The 12740-nt window shown below is 38.1% G+C and carries 10 protein-coding genes and 1 pseudogene; 3 read left to right on the top strand and 8 right to left on the bottom strand.

All coding sequences use genetic code 11. The annotated features are described in order from the left end of the window. Positions 1-46 precede the first annotated feature (46 nt). From ACP8HH_RS03245 to tnpA, 3 genes and pseudogenes are all read right to left on the bottom strand, one after another. A complete protein-coding gene (locus ACP8HH_RS03245; RefSeq protein WP_438315792.1) occupies positions 47-1186 on the bottom strand; it encodes a M20 family metallopeptidase in 1140 nt (379 codons plus the stop codon). Between the two features lie 236 nt (positions 1187-1422). Next, positions 1423-2643, bottom strand: a complete 1221-nt coding sequence (locus tag ACP8HH_RS03240) for an RNA-guided endonuclease TnpB family protein (RefSeq protein ID WP_438315789.1) — start codon at positions 2641-2643, stop codon at positions 1423-1425. A 14-nt stretch (positions 2644-2657) separates the two neighbouring features. Then, positions 2658-3086 (bottom strand): annotated as a pseudogene (tnpA, locus tag ACP8HH_RS03235) (IS200/IS605 family transposase). A 415-nt stretch (positions 3087-3501) separates the two neighbouring features. Between tnpA and ACP8HH_RS03230 the strand changes: the two are divergent. Further along, on the top strand, positions 3502-3645 hold the full coding sequence (locus tag ACP8HH_RS03230) for a sporulation histidine kinase inhibitor Sda (RefSeq protein ID WP_438315786.1): 144 nt from the start codon (positions 3502-3504) through the stop codon (positions 3643-3645). Between the two features lie 74 nt (positions 3646-3719). Here ACP8HH_RS03230 and ACP8HH_RS03225 read toward each other — a convergent pair whose 3' ends face one another. Both ACP8HH_RS03225 and ACP8HH_RS03220 read right to left on the bottom strand, forming a co-directional pair. Beyond that, a complete protein-coding gene (locus tag ACP8HH_RS03225; RefSeq protein ID WP_438315784.1) occupies positions 3720-4682 on the bottom strand; it encodes a dipeptidase in 963 nt (320 codons plus the stop codon). 18 nt (positions 4683-4700) lie between these two features. Further along, a complete protein-coding gene (locus ACP8HH_RS03220) occupies positions 4701-6104 on the bottom strand; it encodes a serine hydrolase domain-containing protein (protein WP_438319000.1) in 1404 nt (467 codons plus the stop codon). Positions 6105-6202: 98 nt separating this feature from the next. On the opposite strand from ACP8HH_RS03220, the gene ACP8HH_RS03215 reads away from it, so the two are divergent. Continuing rightward, positions 6203-7144, top strand: a complete 942-nt coding sequence (locus ACP8HH_RS03215) for a LysR family transcriptional regulator (RefSeq protein ID WP_438318997.1) — start codon at positions 6203-6205, stop codon at positions 7142-7144. Positions 7145-7181: 37 nt separating this feature from the next. On the opposite strand, the gene ACP8HH_RS03210 is transcribed toward ACP8HH_RS03215, so the two are convergent. The 3 genes from ACP8HH_RS03210 to ACP8HH_RS03200 form a co-directional block, all read right to left on the bottom strand. Beyond that, on the bottom strand, positions 7182-7994 hold the full coding sequence (locus tag ACP8HH_RS03210) for a serine hydrolase (protein WP_438315781.1): 813 nt from the start codon (positions 7992-7994) through the stop codon (positions 7182-7184). Between the two features lie 171 nt (positions 7995-8165). Further along, complete coding sequence (gene dat / locus ACP8HH_RS03205) at positions 8166-9017, bottom strand: D-amino-acid transaminase (protein WP_438315778.1); 852 nt, start codon at positions 9015-9017, stop codon at positions 8166-8168. 292 nt (positions 9018-9309) lie between these two features. Continuing rightward, positions 9310-10503 (bottom strand): M20 metallopeptidase family protein, encoded by a 1194-nt coding sequence (locus tag ACP8HH_RS03200; protein WP_438315775.1) that lies wholly within the window; start codon positions 10501-10503, stop codon positions 9310-9312. 424 nt (positions 10504-10927) lie between these two features. Here ACP8HH_RS03200 and ACP8HH_RS03195 point away from each other — a divergent pair, with 424 nt between their 5' ends. Further along, on the top strand, positions 10928-12628 hold the full coding sequence (locus ACP8HH_RS03195) for a methyl-accepting chemotaxis protein (RefSeq protein WP_438315772.1): 1701 nt from the start codon (positions 10928-10930) through the stop codon (positions 12626-12628). The last annotated feature ends 112 nt before the right edge of the window (positions 12629-12740 follow it).

The raw sequence follows: 12740 nt of genomic DNA, 5'->3' as shown, positions 1-12740 counted from the left end.
GAATTCTGTCAACTCGACAGATTTCCGCCTTCTTTTTAAATATGATTTACTCTTTTGTACTCAGTTTCTCTATAACACTCGCAAGAAGTTCGGTTCTTTCAATCAACGAAGGTATCTCCAAATATTCTTTCTCCGTATGCGCATCCCCGCCAATCGGACCTAAGCCGTCAATGGTTGGTACTCCCGCCACGGAAGTGAAAGACGCATCCGATGCACCACCTGTTGCAGTGTCCGTCACATCGATTCCAATTGCATTGCCTACATGTTTAATAATCTGCAACAGCTGTATCGTTTTATCCGTTTTCACGAGTGGTGGACGGTCAATTCCACCTTCTAATCGTAGTGATGTCCCAGGTAGATCAGATACGCCGCAAATGTCTTCAATTTGCTTCGCAAGAACCGCGGCTTGTTCTGCTTTGTTAATGCGAATATCGATATGACCTACCGCTGTCGGTGCAACTGTATTTACCGATTCTCCGCCCTCTATTAAGCCAACATTCACCGTGATTCCTTCTTCGTGATTTGTTAACGTATGTAACTTGATAATTTTATGTGCAAGTTCATCAATTGCGCTGATGCCGTTTTGTGGTTCAATACCGGAATGTGCAGCCTTTCCAGTAACATAAAGCGAATATTCACCGCCGCCACGTCGGGCCGTTACAAGTGAACCGTCTTTTCGTGCAGGTTCCATTATCAACGCAAACTTTTTGCCTGTTGCCTGCTGTTCAATTAAATCTTTGGATGTTGGTGAACCAATTTCTTCATCACTATTTAGCACAATTCGAAGATTTTCAAAACCTGTACGTTTATTGGCAATCAAAGCTTTCACAGCATACAATAGCGAAACTTGGCTCGCTTTCATATCAATCACACCTGGACCATACGCACGACCTTCTTTAATCGAAAACGGTCGTTCGCTTGCTGTGCCGACCTTAAAAACAGTATCCATATGCGCGACTACTATAATTTCAGGGCTGTTTGTATCTTCATATTGAATCAATAGATTATTACCGTTATTCGGCTCCTCAATTACTTCAACAGTAAAACCCAAACGCTCGTATTCACTTTTTAATATTCCACCTACTTCATCAATTCCTGCTTTATTTGCTGATCCAGAATCGATATTCACGAGGCGTTCAAGCAATAACAACATCTCGTCCTCTTTACTTTGCAAATACTTCTTCAATTTAGCTATCCCCTTTCTATATGTATAAGCATTTGAACCTCCCGCGACTGAAGTCACGGGATTCCAAGGTCAAAAGACGTTGGAAACCCGTTGTCGTTAGATTCCTGCTTCATCGAGAGTTGCGTTCATTACAACGTCTAACACTCTCTCCATTGCTCCTTTCCGAGCGAACAAACAGCCCCCTTAGGTGCTGACAGGCACACCCCGCAGTTCCTGCGGTAATAAGAATCCCTAATTTAAGTTTCTGCTAATATGCGAATGCCTTCCTCTTTTATGTTCTTGGCGGCATTTAAATCACGGTCATGTTCTCTTCCACACTTCGAACATACCCAAGTTCGGTCGGAAAGAGATAAAAGTGTGTTTTTCTCTTCGCACCCATTGCACTTTTTTGAGGATGCAAAGAAGCGACCAATGAGCACAATCTTTTTATGGTCCCAATCTGCTTTATATTTTACGAAAGTTACGAAAGTAGACCAGCCCACATCGGAAATGCTGCGTGCCAATCTACGATTCTTGATCATGCTTTTTACATTTAAATCTTCCAACACGATAATTTGGTTTTCATTAACGAGTTTTCTGGACTCCTTATGTAGAAAGTCTTTTCTTGTGTTAGTGATACGTAGGTGTAGTTTTGCAATTTGCTGTTGCTGTTTTTTATAGTTAGAGGAACCTTTTATTTTGTTTTTCAATCTACGTTGAAGCATTGCCAGCCTGCCCAAGGAATTCTTTAAGTGGCGTGGGTTTTCGATTTTATTGCCATTTGAATCGATTAGAAAATGCGTTAATCCTAAGTCGCAACCAATGATTTTCTCATTTGGAATCGTCGTCCAATCGGTCTCTTCTCTAAGTGAAACGACCTCTTCGATTCGTAATGAAATATGGGTTTGTTGGCTCCCGTGAACCGTAAGAGTAGCCGCTTTCACTTTTCCGTTGAAGCCACTTTCTTGAAACGATGCGATTTGTCCTTTTGAAAACCTGACGTTTATCCATCCGAGTTTAGGTATTTTAATGCGTTGTTTTTCGAAATCAATCACTAGATTTCCATTGGTTTCTTTTGTTGAATAACTTTGTTTAGAGGTATGTTTGGACTTGAATTTTGGGTAGCCGGTTTGCCCTTTGAAAAAGCGATCGTAAGCATCATCCACTTGCTCCATTGCACACTCTAACGCGAATTTATCGGGTTCAGACAGCCATTCATACGCAGGATTCTTTTTTAAAACAACAAAGTCTTTTTTGAACGCACTATAACTGATGGCTTTCTTTGTCTCTTTATAGGTTTTTTGTTTTTCAGCCAAATAAGCATTATAAGCAAAACGAGCACAACCAATTGATTTAACAATCAGTTGGTACTGCGCGGGTGTAGTTATCGCACGAATTTTCATGCCATAAAAAAGTAATTTCTTGCCTTCTTTTTCAAGTTCTTTGTTGCGTTCTACGACAGTTTTTCTTCGAACCATAACGAACACCTCCCTTAGCCTTTTGGTGTGCCACGTTTTCTCGGTGCGGTTTGTTGTCCTTGAATATAAGCTTTAATCTGCTCATCCGTTCGATCACTTACAGTACAAACAAAATACGATGGATTCCAAAGATGTCCGCCCCAGAGCGTATTTTTTAAATCTGGGAACTCCTTAAAAAGAAAGCGGGCACTGTTTCCTTTTAGGGCTTTCATGATATTTGGAATGTAGTGCTGTGGGGAACATTCGATTAACATATGTATATGGTCGCCATCCGTTTCCATTTCAACGATTGTAAAAGCATGCGTCTTGACTTGTTGGATTAAAATCTCTTTCAGGCGTGCTTCTATTAAACCATTTAGTATGGTTTTTCTGTACTTCACTCACCAAACCATATGGTATTGAATGCTATACACATAGCCTCTACCTTTTCTAACTTCCATTATTATCACCCTATTACAATAATAACATACGTAATTTTTAATAGATTGCCAGAGCCATTAAAAAAATTTCAGGAACTTTTAAAGAAACATCCTATCAATCATTAGTTTACTCGAAAAGAAATAACCATATCTAATTGACGACAGCAATTCAATTAAACCGAATAATCTTTCGACAAATTTCGCGTTAATCACAACTGTGGATAAGCTTACACACACTATACCATTAGAGCGTTATAGGTTTGATCGCTTTGCCCACAGACTACCCACATGTTACCCACACCACGCTGTGGATAACGGAACGGTTGTTCGAATTTCATATGTATGGTAAATTAAGAGTAGTTACTCCCACTTACCATACTATTCGATTTCTTTCGTTAATAGAACAAACTACTGCTTTTAATTGGAGGCGAAATTTATAATGAAGAATATGTCAAATGAACTGCTGATGGATTGCTACCATCAAGCAATAATCTTAAAACTATGTCCAGGTTTTATAGAGTTAATAGAAGATGAAATTCGGCGTCGCTCTGAAAGTTTTTATCAAACAAAAATTTCTTTGTAATCACTTCATGATCCATACGCAAGTTAAAAAACGACGAAATGGAATCTTCGCCGTTTTTTAACGACCCCTTTTAGTTAGTTACTCACTATCAGAGGTCGGTTATTCAAGAAGTTTTCTGATGTAAAACCCCTTACTTCTTCTTCAGTATATTTCCCCAGTAATTCATTCACTAAATTAGGATATTTCGATGAATCTTCCAAGCCGACAATATATCGATCAATGCCATCGAAATCGGAACCAAATCCGATGTTTTTAACGCCGCCCAGTGAAATGATATGGTCGATATGATCAAATAATTCACTGAAACTTGCGGATTGACCGTCTTTTTTAATGAATTCAGCATAAAACACAACATGGATGAGGCCGTTTTTAGCAATCAATGCTTTAATTTGTTCATCTGTTAAGTTCCGTGGATGGTCACAAAACGCACGAGCGTTTGAATGACTTGCGATCACATAATCCGACAACTCTAGTACATCCCAGAATCCTTTTTCCGAAAGATGGGAGACATCTGTAAACACTTGGTGTTCATTATTCAGTTGAACGACTTCTTTTCCAAACTCCGTCAATCCAGCCCCGCGGGGTTCACCCGCGCCGTCCGCACAAAGATTCGGGTTGTTCCAAGTTAATCCAATGGATAAAACACCAAGACGGTAAAGATGTCTAAGTTTTCTTAAATCATTTCCAAAGGCATCCGCACCTTCCAATGTTAAGACTGCACCAATCTCTCCATCTTTTAAATCGTCAAGATCGTCCCACTTCTTTATATGTTTCATAGCCGGGTTTTTATCAAGGATCTCTGTGTAAAATAAATCAATTTGTTCCAAAGCATGTTGCCATTTTTCATCGGAAGGAATATCCGGAAGAATAAAAATCGCGAAAAACTGCGTCAGTACATTCCCTTCTTGCAAACGATGTAAATTCGTTTCAATTTCAACGGAATCCGTAAAATTCAATGGTTCTACATTGTAACGTTTCCCTCTTTTTGCCTCTTGAAGTTTAAATAGTGCATCACAGTGCGTATCAATGATTTTCATTCGGAAAATGCCCCCAGTTTATTTTTCGTCCTTACGTATTTGTCTCGAACTATAGAATATTCGATCGACACTACCCGTTTCAGTCGTTACAAATCGAATGACATCTTCTTTATTCTTTTCAATTCCAACAAAACTATTGCTTCCTACGTATCGAAGTGGATTGTACTTACCTTCAGTAAAATGCCCTAACTGACCCTCGTTGACATCGATTTTCACGTTCATTCCCTCACCCGAAGTATAGGAACCGACGAATTTATCGAGCTCAGCTTCATCTATCTTTTCTGTCTCTAAGAGGAAATTTGACGCATCTGCTTGTCTTCCTTTATGAACATTTAACGCTCCCTTTAATAATCTTCCCGACGGAACACTTGCGAGACTCGACAATGCAACGCCCGTCAAACCGCTTTCCGGTAGAACAATCATTAAAGAAGAAACACCTTTGAGACCGCCGCCGTGTTCAATAAGCGTTTCCCCGTAATAATCAGGTGTAATTCGTAAACCATACCCATAATACGTGCCTTTTTCATATTCAAAATGAGGATAAATCATCTGATTGACACTATCCTTCGATAAAATTCGGACACCGCCAACCATTCCTCCATTACGGAAGATTTCAAGATATCTTAAAATATCATTCATTGTTGATTTTAAATACCCAGCGGCTCTCATAGCCGGTGCATCCCACCAAATTTCTGTCGGATAAACATGAACACCTTCTTCAGTTGTTTTTGCAGCATAAAGCGTCGTCACATCATCAAAGCTATCTAATTTATCTAAGTCAAAGAAGCTTCTAGTTAATTTTGCTGGTTTTAATATTTGTTCAGTTACGTAAGATTCATAGGATTGTCCACTTACTCGACTAATAATAACTCCAAGTAATCCAAAAGAGTCGTTCGAATAACTAAAAGAACTACCTGCACTGTCCAGCGGTTTATAATTCAGCTCCGCAATAAAGTTAAACATATCTTCATATGTATCAATCGCACTACCGATATTGTTCACTAAATCCAAATCCAAATAATCTTTTGCAGAAGGATCCGAGTCTATGCTCCGTTTTCGAGCGAACACATGTGTAGATATCGGTGGAATACCCGCAGTATGCGTCATTAAATGATGAATCGTAATTTCTTTTGTTTTCTCCATGTCTGCAGTTTGGAATTCAGGTAGATAGTTAAGAATTTTATCATGAACTGATAGCTTTCCTGCTTCTTGAAGTTTCATAATCGCAACACAAGTAAAGGATTTTGTCATCGATGCAATTCCAAAGATTGTATCCGCAGTGATTTCCAATTTATTTTCCACATCGCGGTAACCAAATCCTTTTTCATAAAAACGCTTGCCGTCCTTGTTCAGACCAATCCCCACTCCTGGAATCTGGTTTTCTTCTACTAGTTTTTCAGCATACTCTTCAAATAAATCCATGACAATCAAAACAGCACTTCCTTTCTTATTAAATGAACCTACCTATTATATTACCAAAGTAATGGTATAATAATAGTCAAAGTATTCGAATATGACAAATACTTCAGATTGGGGGACTTATCATCAACTTCTTCAACTTACGGTATTTTCTTGAAATAGCAAAAACCTTGAATTTTACTAATGCTGCAAAAAACTTAAATATTTCACAGCCTGGCTTGAGTCAGCATATTAACAACCTAGAACATCAATTGGGATTCAAACTTTTCTATCGCACAACGAAAATTGTAAGCCTAACTGCAGAAGGCAAATTCCTACATAGCAAACTAGCAGGCTCCTACCAAAAAATTGAATCTACTTTTGATGATATTCAAAAAAATATCATGTTGCCGATTTCCAATTTGAAAATGGCGATGGTTCCTTCCGCGGCAATTACGATTTTGCCGAAAATTCTTGAAACTGCGCAGCGAAGATTTCCGAATCTTAATCTGTTGCTTGAAGAAACGGATTCTGTAAATGCTATAAATTTAATGCTTGAAAAGAAATGCCAGATTGCACTCATACGAACACCGCAAGATACAAGTTTTTTAGCCGATTCCGGTTTGAATTATAGAGAGCTGCAAAGGCACCCAGTTAAGCTCATTGTATCTTCAGACCACGAGTTGGCAAAGCACAGCGAGGTATTATTATCCGATTTAAAAAACGAACGATTTATCAGTCATCACAAAGTTCATTCTGCTTCTCTACATTTTCTATTTGAAAAAGCCTGTTTTTACGAAGGATTTAGCCCTCAAACTATTTGTGAGGGGTCTGAATTACACACAGTTCTCACACTAGTTTCCCACAACATTGGCATAGGGATTATGCCAATGGATATACTAGAAGTTTCCAATATACTTAATGTAAAGGCGATTGATATTAAAAACCAAAAACTGGAAAGTTCGATTACAATTGTATGGAGAGATAGTTTTTATTTGGAGTCATTAATAGAAGAAGTCATACAAATGATTCACCCCAATATAAATGAACTCTCACTTTATTAGCATTTTACTAAAGAGTGTTTTCAAAGGTCTCATTAATTTACCCAATACCATTGTTCATATATTTATAAACGTCTAATCCTATTTTAGCCAGCGTACTTTGAGCTAGCCGTCCATCACATTCTCTAGAAAGCACAGTCAAAGTCATTGTTCGATTTCCTACGTAAAAAATACCGGCATCATGCTGAATTCCAGTAACACTTCCTGATTTACTTGCCAATTCCCACTCCGGTTTTTGGCCTACAATATCTGAACTATGTTTAGGTAAGTGGGCAGAAAAACCATTTTGAAGTTGCTGTTTCTTCATAATATCAATCATTTGTTGACATGAATGCAATGAAGTGCTTTGGCCAGTGGCGAACTTCTTTAATAGCCCTGAGATATCAACAGCAGTAATCATATTTCGTCCAATTATTTTGGTGGGGACGGTCATGACTTTATTATAAAACTCGCTTTTTCGCATACCAAGAACCTTCATCATTTGTTGGATTTGTTTAACACCCACTATATCGATAAGTATATTTGTCGCTGTGTTATCGCTTTGAATAATCATAAGTGTAAGTAAATCATATATTGTAAGTTCGGTTCCTGGAGTCAAATGTTGCAAAACACCCGCACCGCCAACCTGATTTTCCCTTTTCAACTCTATCTGTTTACTTAATGTTAATTTCCCCTGCTCCGCCAAGTCAAATGCCGCCGCCATGATTGGTAGTTTAATAATGCTTGCCGCATAAAACAATTCTTCTTGATTTACAGCCCAAACTTCTTCTCTGTCCATATCTTCCAATACGATAGCCCATTTCCCATCTGCGTTTCCAATATGTTCTTCTATTTTCTGTGTTAACTCTTTCATTTTGGACACCCTTCCTAGTCAAAGTGATAATCATTAAACGGGATCATTATCGGTTTCCTTTTAGGTGTGCACTTAATAATACAATTCATCTTTGGAAAATAAAAAAACTTTGAGTTTAGCCAAAGTTTTCGATTATAAAGAACACCTTTTTTTCTATATCACTATTTATTTTTACAAAGCTTCGATTTGAATAGTGTTTATTTCCTCAAGTAAGAATTCGTGAATTTTCATTGTATTCATTCCTGGTTTACCATTCCCGATAATCTGTCCATCAATTTTCGTAACGGGCATCACTTCACTTGTTGTAGATGTGATAAACACCTCATCTGCATCTAGAAGTTCCTGTTTTGTAAAAAGTTTTTCTTCATATGTTATATGCTCTTTGTTCAGCAGTTGTAGAATTTTCATCCGTGTTATACCATTTAAAATGTTGTTATTGGCAGGATGAGTGCGGATCACATTGTCTTTCATCATAAATATGTTTGTAGATGTCCCCTCTGTAACAAATTCATCCCGAATGAAAATCGTTTCAAATGCACCGTTTTCATGCGCATTTTGTTTCATCATTATATTATACAAAAGGTTTAAACTCTTTATGTCGCAACGCTGCCATCTTAAATCATCAGCTGTTAAGACGGACACTCCTTCATTTTGCTGTTTTTCAGGACGTGTGAAATAAAGTGGATACGCAATTAGGTTCGGTGTTATTCCTTTTTCATATTGATGCTTCCTTGGAGCAACACCCCTTGTCATTTGGAAGTAGATACCTCCGTCTAACAATTTGTTTTCTTTAATTACTTCTTCAAGTTTACCTTTTAGTTCATTCTTCGATTGGGGCGGTGTGATCCCAATTTCTATAGCACTTCTATAAAACCGATTAATATGCTCGTTCAATTCATACGCTATTCCTTTATAAATTCGAACAACTTCATAAATTCCATCTCCAAATTGATACCCTCGATCTTCAAAATCAATTCGGACATCTTCGCGACGAACTAAATCATTATTTACAAGTACCTTCATAACGCTCCCCCTAATTAACCCATAATCTGAGACTTCGGATTAATTAAATTATAGACGATTACTCAATTATTGATAAATACTATTAATTTATCATGTTATAAGTTTTACTTATAGAAGGATTGATCTGTATATACTTCTTACTTTTCAATTCCTATAAGGAAGTAGTTATTTAGATTGAAAAACTACTTCCTTATAGACGATTTGTTCGTCCAGGTAAAAAAAACGTTAAGAACATTTTACAGTTCATAACGATTTTCTTAGTTTTTATGTCCGTTTCATAGCCCTAAACCATTTACTTCTTTTCATTCAAATATTTATAAACTGTAAGTGCCTGCAATGCAGCGCCTAGAGGTAAACAATCCTCGTCAATATCAAATTGATTTGTATGAAGTCCGTGGACAATTCCTCGTTCTTCATTACGGCCTCCGAGTCTGTAAAACGCCGAAGGAGCGGCCTCTGCAAAAAATGCAAAGTCTTCGACACCCAAACTTGGTAATTGAAGTTGATGTACATTTTCTTCACCAATTAATTCGATTGCACTTTGCTTCACAATATCAACCATGGAGTTATCGTTGATGAGAACGTTGTATCCATCCTTGATTGTCAAAGTGAACGTCCCACCCATTGCTTGAGTTGTGTGAGAAACGACTTCTTCTATTCGCTTCAATACATAACTTCGGACATCGGGATGTAAGGTACGCACCGTACCAGTCAAAGTAACTGTGTCGGCAATTATATTTGCAGCCGTTCCGCCTTGGATAACACCGATTGAAATTACGGCGGAATCCCTTGGGTCTACATTACGGCTGACGATTGTTTGTAGAGCGGATATAACTTTTGCAGCAATTAGGATTGCATCGGTTCCGTTATGAGGAGTTGCTCCGTGAGCACTGTCGCCCTTTATTGTTATGGATAATGAATTCGAAGCAGCATTCATTTGGTCGTATTTGACTCCAATTTCTCCAACAGGTATATCCGGGGCGATGTGTAATCCAAATACGGCCTCAACTTTCGGATTTTCCATAACTCCTGCTTCAATCATCGGTTTCGCGCCGCCTACAGTTTCTTCAGCAGGTTGAAAGAACAATTTCACATTTCCTTTGAGATTCTCTTTATTGTCATTTAGAAGTTTAGCAGCTCCTAGTAATACCGTTGTATGTGCATCATGACCACAAGCATGCATTTTTCCAACATTTTGAGATTTATAGTCCACTTCGTTCATTTCAGTAATTGGAAGCGCATCGATATCCGCACGCAGTGCGATTGTCTTCCCTTCAATACCGCCTTCAATAAATCCAACAACACCTGTATGTGCAATATCTCGTTCAAAGGGAATACCCATTTCTGTAAGGTATTCAATGATTTTATCCCGTGTCCGGTATTCTTCCATTCCAAGTTCTGGGTGACGGTGTAAATCTCTTCGTATTTCAACGAGCCATGGCTTAATACCAGCTGCTTTCGTGAGCAACTCATCTTTGCTATACATACTCAATTAAACCCCTTTCGAAGGATGCGTAATCAATAATTTACTAACACGCTCTTTTTGATAGAATAACTGTATTCATTTCATCAATATATACCATTTGATTGTTTATTGCGATAATTTACTCTTTATTTACACTTTTAAAAAAGGGCGCAGCTTGAGAGATCACATTCGAAGTTCTTCTATTTAAAGAACCCAAATCAATTTATTAAATCCGTTCACGGTCAATATATATCTTTTACCACACTTTAATCCGACAACTATTAAAAGTTATTTTGTATTTATTCTACATTTGTTCGGCATTATGTCGAAGTAAGTACTATAGTAGGTTATTTTGTACTATACTGTATCTTTTGCACACAACTTTGTGCTATAAATGAGTAGGTATATTCATTCTTTGGTAGTTACATATTAGGAGGAAATTAGAATGCGAAAAACACTTACCTTTCAATTAGGTACGATTATAGTTGGAATAATAGTTGCGATGCTCGTCATTACATCCGTTGCAACTTACAAGACGGCGTACGATAAATTATATGATGCAGCCGGAATTGAAGCCTATGGTTGCGCAAGTATTACCACTGGTTTAATTTCATCTGATGATGTTGATAAATTGCTGGACGGTGACCTCGAAACAATGGATTCTGTCGGTGAACAACTTAATTGGACCATTAATCATAAAGATATTTTTGAAACACAGTATATCCTTGATTTAGATGGCACTATTCTTGCCCTAGATGATAATCTAAGTGCACTTGGTTTGAAGCCAGGTGATCAACATCCAATAGATCGAGAAGCAATTGACATCCTTTTGGAAATGCGTCATTCGACTTACTCGGACCTTTATACATTTGCGGGACTTAAAAGGCTTTCGGGATATGCACCTATTTATAAAAACCATGACGCGAGCGAAGAAATCATTGCTATTAGTGTGATTGATTTTGATGGTGCAATCGTTGCGGAACGAACATGGGATGTTGTTCGTAACGGAGTTCTTGTAAGTTTAATTCCAATGATTATCGCATCATTTATAACCATTTTTCTTATTCGTCGTAAAACAAAACCAATATCTGAGCTCATTGCCCACGCAAAAGAAATTGCAGATGGCAATTTAGCCGTTGAAGATTCTGTCGTTAAAAGAAACGACGAAATTGGAGATTTGGGGCACACATTAAATTTAGTGACCGCGAACTTACGGAGTATGATTGGTACTATAAAAACAACATCTGTTCAGTTGACCCGAAACTCCTTGGATACAGCTGCTTCTTTAAATGAAATGCAATCTGCAATTAATCAAATGTCCATTAATATGAACGAAACTGCCGCATCCGTTTCAGACGGCACAATAAATGCTGAACAGTCTTCTACAATTTTAGAATCACTTGCAGATGATCTACAAAATTCAAAAGAAACAGCGGACATAAGTGTAGCCAATTCAAAAATCACTATGCAAACAGCACTTGAAGGACAAAACCGAGCAAATGACACGAGCCGCGATATGGATCGGATTCGGAACGCATCCATCGAAACGGGCGAGTCCATCCAAAATTTGAATGCATCAACATTAAAAATTCAAAATATCACTACTTCAATCGCAGCCATTGCAAAACAAACAAACTTACTTGCTCTGAATGCCTCAATTGAAGCAGCTCGCGCGGGCGAACACGGAAGAGGATTTGCCATCGTTGCTGAAGAAGTACGCAAGCTTGCAGAGCAATCGAACACTGAAGTGTTAGAAGTCGAAAGGCTTGTGAAAGACATTACAGATCGTATTAAGCATGTTGTAGCCTCAACCGAGGAAAGTACAATACTAATTGAAGCCGGTTCAGTTACCGTTCACCAAACAGCTCAGTCGTTGAGCCAAATCTCAGATGCCGTCTCAAACACGGTTGATGAAATAAGTACGATTTCTGAACTCACAACGACTGAAGCCGAAAACTCTAAGACTGTTGCCGCGCTTATTAGTCAGCTAACGGATTCAATTCGTGAAATCGACGAACAAACAACGAGCATTTCAGCCGCTACAGAACAGACTTCTGCATCCATTGAAGAAGTCGCAAATCGCTCGACTGAAACAAGTCATATGGCCCAAGAACTCGAAAAAATTGTTGGTCAATTTAAAATTTAATCGTACTTCAATCTAACAACCTCCGAAGTATCTCAAAAATACTTCAGGGGTTTTTCTATCTTAATTCAATAATTGATTTGAAAACGGAAACTCCCACACTCGCATATAATAC

Source organism: Sporosarcina sp. FA9, assembly GCF_051550205.1.
Classification (GTDB): Bacteria; Bacillota; Bacilli; order Bacillales_A; family Planococcaceae; genus Sporosarcina.
This window is presented reverse-complemented; position numbering and strand designations above follow the sequence as displayed.